The sequence below is a fragment of the Klebsiella sp. CN_Kp088 genome (assembly GCF_040064335.1).
Classification (GTDB): Bacteria; Pseudomonadota; Gammaproteobacteria; order Enterobacterales; family Enterobacteriaceae; genus Klebsiella; species Klebsiella aerogenes.
On the sequence record NZ_JBEAIQ010000022.1, the window covers coordinates 225,368 to 239,346 of the forward strand.

At 55.2% G+C, this 13,979-nt stretch carries 14 protein-coding genes and 1 pseudogene; 10 read left to right on the plus strand and 5 right to left on the minus strand.

The features are described 5' to 3' along the window. Positions 1–17: 17 nt before the first annotated feature. The gene (locus tag ABLV08_RS13105; protein ID WP_015369672.1) at positions 18–512 is read left to right on the plus strand and encodes a TIGR00645 family protein; all 495 of its coding nucleotides are present in this window, start codon (positions 18–20) and stop codon (positions 510–512) included. 43 nt (positions 513–555) lie between these two features. Here the strand turns inward: ABLV08_RS13105 and yghU are convergent, their stop codons facing one another. Together yghU and ABLV08_RS13115 are read right to left on the minus strand one after the other, a co-directional pair. After that, on the minus strand, positions 556–1,422 hold the full coding sequence (gene yghU / locus ABLV08_RS13110; RefSeq protein ID WP_020077919.1) for a glutathione-dependent disulfide-bond oxidoreductase: 867 nt from the start codon (positions 1,420–1,422) through the stop codon (positions 556–558). A gap of 66 nt (positions 1,423–1,488) precedes the next feature. Then, positions 1,489–2,049, minus strand: coding sequence for a thioredoxin domain-containing protein (locus ABLV08_RS13115; RefSeq protein ID WP_015369674.1), 561 nt, complete (start codon positions 2,047–2,049; stop codon positions 1,489–1,491). 20 nt (positions 2,050–2,069) lie between these two features. On the opposite strand from ABLV08_RS13115, the pseudogene ABLV08_RS13120 reads away from it, so the two are divergent. The 3 genes and pseudogenes from ABLV08_RS13120 (at position 2,070) to ABLV08_RS13130 (ending at position 5,411) form a co-directional block, all read left to right on the plus strand. Continuing rightward, positions 2,070–2,191: pseudogene (locus ABLV08_RS13120) on the plus strand (hypothetical protein). Positions 2,192–2,267: 76 nt separating this feature from the next. Beyond that, entirely contained in the window at positions 2,268–4,133 is a 1,866-nt protein-coding gene (gene gss, locus ABLV08_RS13125; RefSeq protein ID WP_032712528.1) for a bifunctional glutathionylspermidine amidase/synthase, read from the plus strand. A gap of 96 nt (positions 4,134–4,229) precedes the next feature. After that, complete coding sequence (locus ABLV08_RS13130; protein WP_020077921.1) at positions 4,230–5,411, plus strand: PLP-dependent aminotransferase family protein; 1,182 nt, start codon at positions 4,230–4,232, stop codon at positions 5,409–5,411. Positions 5,412–5,577: 166 nt separating this feature from the next. Here the strand turns inward: ABLV08_RS13130 and ABLV08_RS13135 are convergent, their stop codons facing one another. The 3 genes from ABLV08_RS13135 to ABLV08_RS13145 form a co-directional block, all read right to left on the minus strand. Beyond that, entirely contained in the window at positions 5,578–5,766 is a 189-nt protein-coding gene (locus ABLV08_RS13135) for a hypothetical protein (protein ID WP_015369678.1), read from the minus strand. Positions 5,767–6,014: 248 nt separating this feature from the next. Further along, positions 6,015–6,305, minus strand: a complete 291-nt coding sequence (locus ABLV08_RS13140; protein WP_015703494.1) for a DUF1330 domain-containing protein — start codon at positions 6,303–6,305, stop codon at positions 6,015–6,017. A gap of 2 nt (positions 6,306–6,307) precedes the next feature. Further along, complete coding sequence (locus ABLV08_RS13145; RefSeq protein WP_015703493.1) at positions 6,308–6,985, minus strand: GntR family transcriptional regulator; 678 nt, start codon at positions 6,983–6,985, stop codon at positions 6,308–6,310. Positions 6,986–7,477: 492 nt separating this feature from the next. On the opposite strand from ABLV08_RS13145, the gene ABLV08_RS13150 reads away from it, so the two are divergent. The 6 genes from ABLV08_RS13150 (at position 7,478) to ABLV08_RS13175 (ending at position 13,960) form a co-directional block, all read left to right on the plus strand. Beyond that, entirely contained in the window at positions 7,478–8,080 is a 603-nt protein-coding gene (locus tag ABLV08_RS13150) for an amino acid synthesis family protein (protein WP_015703492.1), read from the plus strand. After that, positions 8,052–8,897 (plus strand): alpha/beta hydrolase, encoded by an 846-nt coding sequence (locus ABLV08_RS13155; protein WP_015703491.1) that lies wholly within the window; start codon positions 8,052–8,054, stop codon positions 8,895–8,897. Before ABLV08_RS13150 ends, ABLV08_RS13155 begins: the two co-directional genes overlap by 29 nt. Next, positions 8,884–9,810 (plus strand): flavin reductase, encoded by a 927-nt coding sequence (locus ABLV08_RS13160; protein WP_015703490.1) that lies wholly within the window; start codon positions 8,884–8,886, stop codon positions 9,808–9,810. The genes ABLV08_RS13155 and ABLV08_RS13160 overlap by 14 nt, the downstream gene beginning before the upstream one ends. Before the next feature lie 18 nt (positions 9,811–9,828). Then, the gene (locus tag ABLV08_RS13165) at positions 9,829–10,866 is read left to right on the plus strand and encodes an LLM class flavin-dependent oxidoreductase (protein WP_015703489.1); all 1,038 of its coding nucleotides are present in this window, start codon (positions 9,829–9,831) and stop codon (positions 10,864–10,866) included. An 11-nt stretch (positions 10,867–10,877) separates the two neighbouring features. Beyond that, positions 10,878–12,344, plus strand: coding sequence for an aldehyde dehydrogenase (locus ABLV08_RS13170; protein ID WP_015703488.1), 1,467 nt, complete (start codon positions 10,878–10,880; stop codon positions 12,342–12,344). A 203-nt stretch (positions 12,345–12,547) separates the two neighbouring features. Next, complete coding sequence (locus ABLV08_RS13175) at positions 12,548–13,960, plus strand: cytosine permease (RefSeq protein WP_348855933.1); 1,413 nt, start codon at positions 12,548–12,550, stop codon at positions 13,958–13,960. Positions 13,961–13,979 lie beyond the last annotated feature (19 nt).

The window sequence follows — 13,979 nt, forward strand, 5'->3', positions numbered from 1 at the left end:
CAAACTGACAGGACCTTATGGAACGCTTTCTGGAAAACGCTATTTATGCTTCGCGCTGGCTGCTGGCGCCGGTTTATTTCGGCCTCTCGCTGGGGCTTATCGCGCTATCGATAAAATTTTTTCAGGAGATATTCCACATCCTGCCGCATATCTTCAGCGTCAGCGAGTCGGATCTGATTCTGACGCTGCTTTCGCTGGTCGATATGACGCTGGTGGGCGGGCTGCTGGTGATGGTGATGTTTTCCGGTTATGAAAACTTCGTCTCGACGCTGGATATTAACGAAGGCAAAGAGAAGCTCAACTGGCTTGGCAAAATGGATGCGACATCGCTGAAAAACAAGGTGGCGGCGTCGATTGTGGCTATCTCTTCCATTCACCTGCTGCGGGTGTTTATGGATGCGAAGAACGTGCCGGATAATAAGCTGATGTGGTACGTCATTATCCATCTCACCTTTGTGCTATCAGCCTTTGTGATGGGCTATCTCGATCGCCTGACTAAGGTAAAGCACTGATGTGATAAATTACCCGGCAGCTTCGCGCCGCCGGGTAAAGGCATTACGCCTGACGTTTGTCTTCGGTCTGGGTGTCGAAATCGCGGGCGTCATGGCGCTCGTGCAACTGCTCGTCGAGCGGGCCATTGGTGCGGTTAACCATCCGTCCGCGCTTCACCGCCGGGCGATTGCCCACATCCTGCGCCCAGCGCAGCACGTTAACGTAACTGCCGGCATCGAGGAATTCCGCGGCGTTATAGACGTTGCCCAGCACCACGTTGCCGTACCACGGCCAGATCGCCATATCGGCGATGGTGTACTCTTCCCCCGCCACAAAGCGGCCGCGCGCCAGCTGCTTATCCAGCACGTCGAGCTGACGTTTCGCTTCCATGGTAAAGCGGTCGATGGCGTACTCGATTTTTACCGGCGCATAGTTATAGAAGTGGCCAAAGCCGCCGCCGAGGAACGGCGCTGCGCCCTGTAGCCAGAACAGCCAGTTTAGCGTTTCGGTGCGTCCGGCCGGGTCTTTCGGCAGGAAGAAACCAAATTTTTCCGCCAGATAGAGCAGGATACTGCCGGATTCAAATACCCGAGTCGGCGGAGTGGTAGAGTGGTCGCTCAGCGCCGGGATCTTCGAGTTCGGGTTAACTTCCACAAAGCCGCTGGAGAACTGGTCGCCTTCGCCGATACGAATCAGCCAGGCGTCATACTCAGCGCCTGCTACACCCAGCGCCAGCAGCTCTTCCAGCATGATCGTCACTTTCTGCCCATTCGGCGTGCCCAGCGAGTAGAGCTGGAGTGGGTGATTGCCAACGGGCAGCACTTTCTCATGCGTGGCGCCGGAAACCGGACGGTTGATATTGGCGAATGCGCCGCCGTTATTCTGTTTCCATTCCCATACTTTCGGTGGTTGGTAGTGATTGTCGGACATACTGACCTGCCTCTTTAGTAAGGTGTACAAAAATAGTGAGGTGTACAAAAAGTCTAGCAGCTAATCTCAGGCCATAATCCGCGCGGCCCACACGCTGACGTCATCGCCGCTGCCGAGATCGGGCTGCACCAGGCCGTTGACCATAAACGTCGGCGACACATGAATGCCGTTCTGGCGGGCGTATTTACTGTGCCATTTGATCTCGTTTTGCAGCTCCGGACGGGCAAACGCCGCCGCCAGCGACACGTGGCTGTAGCGTTCAAGGCGTTCGATAATTTGCTGCGGGGTGGTATTCATGTTCGGCCCGCTGCAGTGGTCGGTGAATTCAAACTCTTCACGATGATCGGCGACCGCCTGCAGGACTTTGTGCGCCTGCTCTCTGCCGTGCGGCAGGGTGGAGGCGGCCAGCACGCAGCGCACTATCACCCCGGAAAACAGATGCCACGGCTGGGACTGTAGGCGAATTTTAATCGTGACGTTCTCGGCGCCCACTTCATCCAGCAATTCATCGAGTTTATTGAAGGCGCGAACGGAAAACGGACAGGTTGGTTCGAGGAATACTTCAAAAGTCCGCGGTCCGTGTCCCCAGACCAGCGGCTGGGCATTGAGATGCGAAGGTGAGCTCATTGTCGACTCCTGATGTAGTGATGTTTTTTGTTATGTGTTGGCTAACAATATCACTTCTGCCAATGGACGCTGGGTTATTTTCTATAAGGGCACGTTTAGCGAATCGAATGAGTGGTATCATCATTTCACCTCTGTCTGGTAAGTGCCTGCGGCAGGATAAGAAGAGGGAGTTTTGTTCCGCCAACTGCCCGGGCTGCATTAATTTGAGGTCAGGCTAAATGAGTAAAGGATCGACCAGTATTGACGCCCCTTTCGGCACGCTTTTAGGCTACGCGCCGGGCGGCGTGGCAATTTATTCTTCGAATTACAGTAGCTTAAATCCACAAGATTACCCGGATGACGCCGCTTTCCGCAGCTATATCGGCAATGAGTATATGGGGCATAAATGGCAATGCGTAGAGTTCGCGCGGCGCTTTTTATTCCTCACCTACGGTTTTGTTTTTACCGATGTCGGTATGGCTTATGAAATCTTCTCGCTGCGCTTTCTGCGCGAAGTGGTGAATGACAACATTCTTCCCCTGCAGGCCTTCGCCAACGGCTCGCGTCGTCCGCCGATCGCCGGTTCGCTGCTAATCTGGCAGAAGGGCGGCGAGTTTAAACATACCGGCCACGTGGCGGTGATTACGCAACTGGTGGGGAATAAGGTCCGTATCGCCGAGCAGAACGTCATCCACGCGCCGCTGCCGCAGGGCCAGCAGTGGACCCGCGAGCTGACGCTGGAAGTGAAAGACGGCGTCTACACCATCAAAGATACCTTTGCCGATACCGAAATTTTAGGCTGGATGATCCAGACCGCCGATACCGAGCACAGCCTGCCGCAGCCGGTGCTGCCCGGCGAGGAGATGAAAATCAGCGGCGCGCGGCTGCCGAATAAAGGCCAGTTCCGCGGTAACTGGCTCAATGAGAAAGACGCGCTGCAAAAGGCCTATGTTGAAGCCAACGGTCATTTCATCAATCAGGATCCTTACCAGTACTTCACCATCAGCGAGAGCGCCGAACAGGAGCTGATTAAAGCGACCAACGAACTGCACCTGATGTATCTGCACGCCACTGATAAGGTGATGAAGGATGACAACCTGCTGGCGCTGTTCGATATTCCGAAAATTCTCTGGCCTCGTCTGCGCCTCTCGTGGCAACGCCGCCGTCATCATATGATTACCGGGCGCATGGATTTCTGCATGGATGAGCGCGGGCTGAAGGTGTACGAATACAACGCCGACTCTGCCTCTTGCCATACGGAAGGCGGATTGATCCTCGAACAGTGGCTGAAACAGGGCTATCGCGGTACCGGCCATAACCCGGCGGAAAATCTGCTTGAGGAGCTGGCGGGGGCGTGGAAGCACAGCCGCGCGCGGCCGTTCGTGCACATCATGCAGGATAAGGATCTTGAAGAGAACTACCATGCCCAGTTTATTCAGCGTTCGCTAACCGAGGCGGGCTTTGAGAGCAAAATTCTCTTTGGCCTTGATGAGCTGCGCTGGGATGCCGCCGGACAGCTTATCGACGGCGATGGCCGCCTGGTTAACTGCGTGTGGAAGACCTGGGCGTGGGAAACCGCCATCGAGCAGGTGCGGGAAGTCAGCGCCGATGAGTATGCGGCGGTGCCGATTCGTACCGGCCATCCGCAAAATGAGGTGCGCCTGATTGACGTCCTGCTGCGCCCTGAAGTATTGGTATTCGAACCGCTGTGGACGGTTATCCCCGGCAACAAGGCGATTCTGCCGGTGCTGTGGTCGCTGTTCCCGCATCATCGCTATCTGCTGGATACCGATTTTGTGGTCAATGACGAGCTGGCGAAAACCGGTTATGCAGTCAAACCGATCTCCGGGCGCTGCGGTAATAACATCGATCTGATAAGCCCGCACGATGAGGTATTGGATCAGACCAGCGGGCAATTTGTCGATCGCAAAAATATTTACCAGCAGCTGTGGTGTCTGCCGAAGGTTGACGGCAAGTACATCCAGGTGTGCACCTTCACGGTGGGCGGTAACTATGGCGGAACCTGCCTGCGCGGCGATGATTCGCTGGTGGTGAAAAAAGAGAGCGATATTGAGCCGTTAGTCGTGCTAAAAGACGACGAGTAGCGGCCGCAAACCTGGCAGCGGCTAGCATCGCTGCCCGGCACCTGCAAAGCTTCAACGTACAACTAACACAACAACAAGACAGAAAAGGAAAAGCATATGCACGATCGGCGCCTCGCCGCCCGCGCGGGTGAACTTAAGCCCTCCGCCGTCCGCGAACTTCTCAAACACAGTAAACTGCCCGGCGTTATTTCGCTTGGCGGTGGTATTCCGGCTCCGGAACTGTTTGATACCGAAGGTCTCAACCTCGCGGTGCAAAAGGTGATGAGCGAACGTTTTAATGATGCGTTCCAGTACGGCCTTACCGAAGGTTATCCGCCGCTGCGTCAGGCGGTGAGCGAAATCTGCCAGTCGCGCGGCGTGGCCTGCTCGGCAAGCCAGGTGTACATCACCTCCGGCTCGCAGCAATCGCTGGATATTGTCGCCCGCACGCTGCTCGATCCGGGCGATGCGGTCGTCGTTGAACGCCCGACCTACCTTGCCGCGCTGCAGGTATTCCAGCTGGCGCAGGCGAACATCCTGAGCGTCGATACCGACGATAACGGCATGCTGGTTGAACAACTGGCCGATCTGCTGGAGACCACTAAGGTTAAAGCGGTCTATCTGGTGCCGACGTTTGGTAACCCTGGCGGTAAAACCCTCAGCGACGATCGTCGCCAGCGGCTGGTAGCCTTAGCGAAGCAACATGATTTTGTGATCATCGAAGACGATCCCTACGGCGAAATCAGCTTCACCGATAAGGTGCGTCGTCCGCTGTATCAACATGCGATCGAACAAGGCTGTGAAGATCGGGTGGTGTACACCTCCACGTTCTCCAAGATCCTCGCGCCGGGAATGCGTATCGGCTGGATCGTGATGCCGGAATGGCTGGCGCACCAGGCGGTGATCGTGAAGCAGGCGGCGGATCTGCATACCAATATGCTCTCTCAGGTTATCACCGCTGAGTATCTGGGAATGAATCGCCTGAACGATCAGATCGCCCTGATCCGCGAAGACTACCGTAAGAAGTGCGTGGCGCTGGCCGAGGCGCTGGAAAGCCGTCTTGGCGAGCATCTTGAGTTTAGCCGCCCGGAAGGGGGAATGTTCCTGTGGGCCCGTTTCCGCTATCCGTTCGATACCATGGCGTGGCTGAAAAAGACGCTGGAAAACGGCGTGGTTTACGTACCTGGCGAAGCGTTCTACAACGATAATCCGGATACCCGCACCCTGCGTCTTTCCTATTCTACGGTATCTGAAGCCGGTCTGCTGACCGCCGTCGAACGTCTGGCGAAATCGCTGTAATCTTTTGTCTCCGCACCGATGACCGGTGCGGAGAGCTTTAAATCGGGGGAGGGATTACTCCTGCTCGGCGATGCGATCGTCAAGCCAGATAAGCATCAGGGAAGAGAGAAAAGCGACAGCAATAGTGCCAATAAACAACAACATAAAAATTTCCTCAGGGGTTTTATTATTTTTCTAATGTAACCGGTGAGTGGCTATTTTTGTTTGCAATGGTGATTTTAGTGTCACGCTGAGCCGTTGCAAGGGTAAAAAAATCATCAGCGTCAACATCGAAATTCAGGACGATTTCCCGATACTTTCTGGCGTTAACGAGTTCTTTCGCTTCTTTCATACTACTGGCGATAATAGTAGGCATCAGTTTCATCTCAGTTTGAAAACTAGCAGGCAAAATAAAAGCTTGTTCGTATCAGATCAACTACTTTTTACCGTCACCTACGTCACAGAAAAAGGCATGGCTACGCTGGCTGGCGAAAAATGAAACATAATTTCTGTTTTCCGCGCAGCGGGCAGCGAATCATTTTGTTGATCTCACTAAAGAATGTGCAATCTTCGGTTAAAAATAATATCCCTGCTTATTTTAAGCATACCGACAAGCCAATTTCGTCAGGCGGGTAAACCTTCAACGATGGTTATCATGGCGTCGGCAACGTCCGCGCGTGCGGCGCGCGCCTGTTGATATTCCTCTGAGTGGTAGCAGGCCAGCGCGCTTTCCATATCGTCAAACTCAATAAGTACGTGCTTGGCGAAGGATTGTCCCTCCAGCGTTTGCGCCCGGCCGCCGCGAGCGACAAAGCGCGCGTGGTAGCGTTTGAACGCTGCTGGGGCGAGATCCATATAATGCTGATATTGCTCGGGATCGTGAATGTTGACGTGGGCAATCCAGTAAGCGGCCATGTTTACTCCTGTGAGGATAGAATCTGTTTGGCAAGCTGCGCGGCTTCGGTCAGATGCTCCAGTACCGCTTGTCTGGCCTGCTGAGGATCGTTGTTTTCGATGGCGTCATAGATGCGCGACATCCGTTCAAAGCCGGCAACTTGCCGCTCCGGCGATGCCAGCGTGAGCGCACGTAAACGGCTAATGCGGCTATTGAGGCGTTGAACGATTTCCCAGGCAATGGTGTGCTTAGCAACCCGGAACAGGGTTTCATAGAAGGCCTGTGAGGCTTCAACCCGTTTAATATCATCCTGCTCGCGCGAGGCTTGGGCAATTAGCTGGAGCTGCTGATATAGCTGGTGCTTATCATCATCGTTAGCGAGTCTGGCGCAATCGCTGGCGGCTTCTTGTTCAAGCAGCATACGGATTTTGTAGATCTGCTCTGCGCTTTCCCAGTTTAAAACGGCAACGATTGGGCCTTTTTTCGGCAGCGTCTCAATCAGCCCTTCGGCCTCAAGATAGCGGATCACTTCTCTGACCACGCTGCGGCTGACGCCAAGCTGCTCGGTAAGCTGGCGTTCGACCAGCCGGTCGCCAGCTTTGAAATAGCCGGCGATAATCGCCTGGCGCACTTTTGTGAGCGCCAACTCGCGTAATGTGACCGGAACGGCGTCAATTTTGAGTGAATGGTTATCAACCATCAAATCCCTCTGTGTTTATCTGATGAATCAAAGCGGCAACACGGCTCGCAGAGGAGAATCGCTGTACTATTAACACCCTTTCGTCAGACGATGCAACGCTAGCCCACCGCGGAATACTGGCGATTGTCATCTCCGGGAACCAGAAAATTGCGCTGGCTCACAAATCTGCATTCTGCTGAAGAAAAAAACGCTACCCGGCTGCCGTTATCCTAACACTTTGATTTTAGTTCATTTCAAAGCGGCGAAATGTTCGCCGCTTCCCACCCCAGCGTTTATCTGGGTTTCTCACGGCTTAACGCCATGCCTTTTCTTTAAATCTTCTATAAATCATTACGTTAAAAACAAAAAAGCCTTGTAATTAGGTAATGTCGATAGTTCTAAAAAGCATACCGTATGATGGTATACCATATTTTGACATGTTAATTTCGCCGATGCTATACCACTTGCGAAACATTTAATTAGCAAGTTATTAACCTTTGTTGAGGAGAGGCTATGCATCCGGCAATTCGTAAAACGTTAGTCACAACGGAAACGTTGTATGTCGATGGCGGTAAAGCAGCAGAAAAACCGCTGGTGATGATTGCCGCCGCCGCGGTGATCCGCAATCCGTGGGCGGGGCTGGGCTATGTCGATGACCTTGCGCCGCAAATCCGTGAATTCGCGCCAATCCTTGGCGAGCTGCTCACCGGCCTGATCCTCAAGGAAGCTGGTAGCGGTGAAAAAGTCGAAGCGTTTGGTAAAAGCGCGATCGTCGGCCTTGATGGCGAGCTGGAACACGCTTCGGCGCTTATCCACACGCTGCACTTCGGTAACCACTACCGCAGCGCGGTGCAGAGTAAGAGCTATCTGGCGTTTAACAATACTCGCGGGCCGGCGAACTCACCGGTGCTGATCCCAATGATGAACAAGAATGATGAAGGCAGCCGTGAGCACTACCTGACCATGCAGTTCAACATCTGCGATGCGCCGCGTTATGACGAAATCGTTATTGCGCTGGGCGCGGCGCTGGGCGGACGCCCGCATCACCGTATTGGCAACCGTTATTCCGACCTGAAAGAGTTAGGCCATGATGCGCAAAACCCAGCTGCTGTCTGAACGTCAGATGCGGGTTAGCTATCTGGAGGCTGGCGCAGGCGAGCCGCTGGTGCTGATCCACGGCGTCGGTATGAATGCGGCGTCCTGGTACCCGCAAATTGAGGCGCTGAGCCGCTATTTCCGGGTGATTGCGGTTGATATGCCGGGGCATGGCGATAGCGATGCGTTTCAGCAGCCGGTGATCTTAACGGACTACGTAGCCTGGCTGAATGATTTTTTGCGTACCCAGCCTGAGCGCCGTTTTGCGGTAGCCGGCCACTCGATGGGGGCGCTTATCGCCTCCGGGCTGGCCATTGATTATCCGCAGCGAGTGAGTCACGCAGTGGTGATGAGCGGCGTCTACCGCCGCAATGAACAGGCGCGCCGCGCCGTACTGCAGCGGGCCCGTGAACTGGCGGCCGGCGAGGCGCAGTTGGATTCGCCGCTGGCGCGTTGGTTCAGCAACGATGCGAAGGAAGCGATTCTGCGCGAACAGGTCGGCGGCTGGCTGGCGGAAGTCAATCTGCAGGGCTATGCCGCAGCGTATCAGGCCTTCGCCGGCGGCGATCGGGTCTATGCCGACCGTTGGCAGGAGATCCGCTGTCCGGTTCTGGTGCTGACCGGTGAACTGGATGCCAACTCCAGTCCACAAATGGCGCGGGAAATGGCAGCGGCGGCGCCGCTGGGTCAGGCGATCATTATTGATGGCGCCCGGCATATGGTCAGTCTGACCGATGCCCCACGCGTCAACCATGAAATGCTGAGCTTCCTGCAGTGCGGCTCGGCGCGACAGAGCAACAATGCCAATACGGCGGGACTTACTCATGCAAATAGATAAACGTAGACAACTCCGCGACGCTTTCGGCGCATTTATGACTGGCGTCACCGTCGTCACCAGCCGCGATAAAAACGGCGAGCCGATTGGCTTTACCGCCAACTCGTTCTCTTCGGTCTCGCTGGATCCAGCGCTGCTGTTGGTCAGCATCGATAAGCGTTCGGCCAATTTCAGCAACTTCACCGAGTGCGACTATTTCGCCGTCAATATTCTGGCGGAACAGCAGAAAGAAACCTCCAATATTTTCGCGCAGAAAGTTGAGGACCGCTTCGCTCTGATCGACTGGCGCGCGAGTGAAAACGGCACCCCGCTTATCGATAACAGTTCCGCGTGGTTTGATTGCGCGCTGCATCAGGTCATCGACGCTGGCGATCACGCGATTTTGTTGGGGCGAGTTGAAGGCTTTGATTCCGTTGGCACCGCGGGGCTTGGCTACTATCGCGGCGCTTATTTCACTCCGTACCACAACGCTGAGGTATTGATGAATCGGCTCAGCGTTGAAGTCAGCGCGTTGATTGAGTTCAACGGTCAGGCGGTGATGATGCCGCATGGCGATGGTTATCGTCTGCCGACCCGCAGCGTGGCGAAAGGCAGCGTCGACGACACCTTAAAAGCGCTCATGGCAGAGTTGGGGATTAATGCCAGCCCGGGCTTTGTCTATTCGGTATATGAAGACCGTCAGAACAATAAGCAGCATATCGTATTGCTGTGCGCGCTGCCGACCGAGCCGGAAAGTGAGCGACCGGCCCTGCGGCAGGCGCAATGGTACGACCTGGAAAAGCTGTCGGCGCTGCCGATTGGCGATTCAGCGCTGAAATCTTTAATGAACCGTTTTGTACGGGAAAGCGCCGTCGGCAATTACAGCATCTACTACGGTGACGAATTAAGCGGGTCAATCAAGCAATTCGCTAGCTGAATTTATACTGGAGCCCCAATGAAACTGTCTCTTTTTATTCATATGGAACGCATCTCGCCGGATGAGCCACAGGATAAGCTCTACAACGAGATGATGACGCTGTGTGAAATGGCCGATGAAGCCGGCATGCATGCTATCTGGACCGGCGAACATCATGGGATGAATTTTACCATCGCGCCGAACCCGTTTATCAACCTCGCCGATTTAGCCAACCGCACCAAACGGGTGCGTTTGGGCACCGGCACCATTATTGCCCCGTTTAACCATCCGCTGCGGCTGGCCGGCGAGGCGGCCATGACCGATATCATCACTGGCGGCCGTCTCGAGTTGGGGATTGCGCGCGGGGCATACAATTATGAGTATCAGCGTTTGATGCCTGGACTCGATGCCTGGGAAGCTGGGCAGCGAATGCGTGAATTGGTACCGGCGGTGAAAAAATTGTGGGAAGGCGATTACACGCATCAGGGGGAGTACTGGCAATTTCCTGCATCGACCTCCTCGCCGCAGCCTAAGCAGCAGCCGCATCCGCCGATCTGGATTGCGGCTCGGGACCCGAATAGCCATGAGTTTGCAGTCAGCAACGGTTGCAACGTGCAGGTGACGCCGCTGCATCAGGGCGAAGAAGAAATTGTCCGCCTGGCGGAGTGTTTCCACGAAACCCGTCAGCGCCTGGCGCCGGAGAAACCGCTGAAAATTATGCTGCTGCAGCATGGCTTCGTCGCTGAAGATGAAAATGACGCCCAACAAGCCGCCGAAGAACTTAACCGTTTTTATAACTATTTTGGCGCCTGGTTTAAGAATGAGCGCCCGGTAAGCCAGGGGCTGATTCAGCCGCTTAGCGACGAAGAGATCGCTGCCAATACCTATTATTCCGCCGCCGCCATGCGCAAAAATCTCGCCATCGGCACGCCGAATGAAATCATCACCCGGCTGAAAAAATATGAAGCGCTGGGCTATGACGAATTTGCGTTGTGGATTGATAGCGGGATGCCGTTTGAGCGGAAAAAGGCGTCACTAACCCGCTTTATTCAGCAAGTTATGCCCGAATTTCGTTAACAGGTGCCGAGATGGAATCGTTCGATCTTTATATAGACGGTGTGTTTGAGCGCGGCGCAGCGCGCTTTTCATCACTCAACCCAGCAACTGCCCAACCGTGGGCGGAGATTGCCGAAGCGCGGGAAGAAGAGGTTGATCGCGCGGTAGCTGCCGCGAAACGGGCATTTTACGATCCGGCCTGGCGTGGGTTAACCGCCAGCGCTCGGGGTAAACTGCTGATGAAACTGGCTGATCTGGTTGAGCAAAACGCCGATGAGCTGGCGCGACTTGAAACGCTGGACAGCGGAAAAATCATTCGCGAAACGCGATCGCAGATTGCCTACGTGGCTGAATATTACCGCTATTATGCGGGTCTCGCTGACAAGCTGGAAGGCCGCACGCTGGCGATTGATAAGGCGGATACTGAAACCTGGACGCGGCGTGAAGCAGTGGGCGTCGTCGCCGCGATTATTCCGTGGAACAGCCAGCTCTTTTTATCGGCGGTGAAGATCGGTCCGGCGCTGGCGGCAGGTTGTACTATCGTGGTGAAAGCGGCGGAGAGCGCTCCTACGCCGCTGCTAGCCTTTGCCCGACTGATTGCCGATGCGGGATTCCCGGCGGGCGTCTGCAACGTGATCACTGGCTTTGCCGGGACGTGCGGGACGCGGTTAACAACCCACCCGGACGTGGACCATATCGCCTTTACCGGCGGCCCCGAGACCGCTCGCCACATTGTACGCAACAGTGCGGAAAACCTTAGCAAAACCACCCTTGAGCTGGGCGGTAAGTCGCCCTTTATCGTCTTTGAGGATGCGGATTTGGACAGCGCCGCCAATGCGCAGGTTGCGGCGATATTTGCCGCCTCCGGGCAGAGCTGCGTCGCCGGTTCGCGCCTGCTGGTGGCTGAAAGCGTCAAAGAGCAACTGCTGGAGAAATTAGTCGAGCGGGTTAAACGAATTGTCATCGGCAGCCCGGACGACGCGGCGACGCAATTCGGCCCACTGTGTACCGAGCGCCAGAAGAGGCTCATCGAGCAGGTGGTCAGCCGCTCTCTGGAGCAGGGCGCCCGGCTGGTGAGCGGCCATTATGCCATCGATTCCCCAGGCTACTACTATCCGCCAACGATCCTTGATTGCTCGGCTACGCCGCAGGCGGAAAGCGTAGTGCGCGAGCTATTCGGCCCGGTGCTTTCGCTTGTCACCTTCCGTGATGAAGCGGAAGCCATACGGCTGGCGAATGCCACCGATTACGGGCTGGCTGCCGGCGTCTTTACGCGTAATCTCGCTCGCGCGCATCGCGTAACCCGCGATCTGCGCTGTGGGATCGTGTGGATCAATACCTATCGTATGGTATCGCCGTTGGCGCCTTTTGGTGGATATGGTCTGTCCGGACACGGGCGAGAGGGCGGAATGGAAGCGGCACTGGAATTTACCACCACGAAAACCGTGTGGCTGCGCACCAGCGACGAGCCGATCGACGATCCCTTTATTATGCGCTGAACCGGCGCTTTTCGCTCCTCGCGCTACGGTTGGCGCGACGGCCGGTTGCGGTAAGGCCAGCAGCGCCTTACCGCAGCTCACTTAACGGAATAACCCCAGCTTGTATTTCCGGGAACACTGCGTTCCCAGGGCTGGCTGTGCTCTTTTTTAGACATTCGAACCCTACACATTAAAGAAAAAAATCCCCATTAACGGAGGATAAAATGTCCCGAAGTCACGTAATTGAAAATAAGACGGTGGACTACGTTCCGGCCAATGAGCGACACGGCCAGGCGCGCAGTCTTTTCACCTTATGGTTTTGTACCAATATTGCGCCGCTGGCGGTGGTGACCGGCGCGATATCTACGCAAACTTTCCATCTTAATATTCTGTCGGCGATAAGCGCGATTATTGCCGGACACATGTTTGGCGGGCTTTTTCTGGCGCTCACTTCCGCACAGGGGCCGCGGGTTGGCATTCCGCAGATGGTGCAGAGCCGGGCGCAGTTCGGTCGCTACGGTTCGCTGCTGGTGGTCGCTTTTACCACCATGATTTATCTCGGGTTTTTTATTTCGAACGTCACGCTGTCCGGGAAAGTCATCAATAATGTGATACCGACAATCCCGCTGACCAGCGCCACGGTGATTGGCGCGATTGCCGCCACCCTGATCGGCATTATTGGTTATCGATTTATTCATCGAATTAATAAAATTGGCGCCTGGGTGATGGGCTCGGCGCTGCTGGTGGGGTTGGTGATGATGCTCACTCAACCCTTGCCAGCCGGCTTCTGGCAGCAAGGCTCATTCAGTCTTAACGGCTGGTTTGCAACCTTCTGTATCTGCGCGGTATGGCAGATGAGCTTTTCACCTTATACCTCTGATTATTCACGCTATTTACCAGAAAATATCGGTGTATTTAAACCGTTTATCTGCACCTGGGCTGGAGCCTGCTGCGGCACGATTCTGGCCTTTCTGGTGGGGGGCGTGGCGATTAACGTCGTCGGCGGTGAGGGCGATGCGATGGCGGCAGTGCGCCAGGCGACCGGGGTATTAGGACCAGTGCTTATGGTACTGTTTCTGCTAAATATTATTTGCCATAACTCGATGAATCTCTACGGTTCGGTGCTGTCGTTGATTACCGCCATGCAGACATTCCGCCCGCAGTGGCGGCCGGATGCGCGGGTGCGGATGCTGTTTTCTGCCGTGGTGCTGGTTGGGGGAGTGCTCGTCTCGGTGGCGGCGGCGGCCAATTTTGTCGCTTTCTTCCTGAATTTGATCTGGGCGTTAATCGGCGTGCTCATTCCATGGTGCGTCATTAACCTGCTCGATTTTTACGTTATCAATAAACAGCATTACGATATAGACGCCATTTTTAGCGCCGATGGCGGGCGCTACGGGCTGGTGAACCGCCGTGCGCTGCTGGTCTACTTTGGCGGCGTGTTGGTGCAGGTGCCGTTTGTTGAAAATGCTTTTTACACCGGGCCGTGGGCGCATCTGATTCCCGGCGCCGACATCTCATGGATGATTAGCCTGGTGGTCACAAGTTTGGCGTATATGCGTTTTCATCAACGGGGTGCAGTGGGGCATTACGGCCGGGAAAAAGCGCGGATAACCGGCCTGATGGATAACGGTTCCTGATCGTTGAGCGGGGCGAAAT

Excerpts from the sequence above, each read along its gene's own strand:
- ABLV08_RS13115 (WP_015369674.1), bottom strand. The coding sequence starts at position 2,049 with ATGAGCTCACCTTCGCATCTCAATGCCCAGCCGCTGGTCTGGGGACAC.
- ABLV08_RS13140 (WP_015703494.1), bottom strand. The coding sequence starts at position 6,305 with ATGGCCGCTTACTGGATTGCCCACGTCAACATTCACGATCCCGAGCAA.
- ABLV08_RS13160 (WP_015703490.1), top strand. The coding sequence starts at position 8,884 with ATGCAAATAGATAAACGTAGACAACTCCGCGACGCTTTCGGCGCATTT.
- ABLV08_RS13165 (WP_015703489.1), top strand. The coding sequence starts at position 9,829 with ATGAAACTGTCTCTTTTTATTCATATGGAACGCATCTCGCCGGATGAG.
- ABLV08_RS13130 (WP_020077921.1), top strand. The coding sequence starts at position 4,230 with ATGCACGATCGGCGCCTCGCCGCCCGCGCGGGTGAACTTAAGCCCTCC.
- ABLV08_RS13135 (WP_015369678.1), bottom strand. The coding sequence starts at position 5,766 with ATGCCTACTATTATCGCCAGTAGTATGAAAGAAGCGAAAGAACTCGTT.
- ABLV08_RS13145 (WP_015703493.1), bottom strand. The coding sequence starts at position 6,985 with ATGGTTGATAACCATTCACTCAAAATTGACGCCGTTCCGGTCACATTA.
- ABLV08_RS13155 (WP_015703491.1), top strand. The coding sequence starts at position 8,052 with ATGATGCGCAAAACCCAGCTGCTGTCTGAACGTCAGATGCGGGTTAGC.
- gss (WP_032712528.1), top strand. The coding sequence starts at position 2,268 with ATGAGTAAAGGATCGACCAGTATTGACGCCCCTTTCGGCACGCTTTTA.
- yghU (WP_020077919.1), bottom strand. The coding sequence starts at position 1,422 with ATGTCCGACAATCACTACCAACCACCGAAAGTATGGGAATGGAAACAG.
- ABLV08_RS13150 (WP_015703492.1), top strand. The coding sequence starts at position 7,478 with ATGCATCCGGCAATTCGTAAAACGTTAGTCACAACGGAAACGTTGTAT.
- ABLV08_RS13175 (WP_348855933.1), top strand. The coding sequence starts at position 12,548 with ATGTCCCGAAGTCACGTAATTGAAAATAAGACGGTGGACTACGTTCCG.
- ABLV08_RS13170 (WP_015703488.1), top strand. The coding sequence starts at position 10,878 with ATGGAATCGTTCGATCTTTATATAGACGGTGTGTTTGAGCGCGGCGCA.
- ABLV08_RS13105 (WP_015369672.1), top strand. The coding sequence starts at position 18 with ATGGAACGCTTTCTGGAAAACGCTATTTATGCTTCGCGCTGGCTGCTG.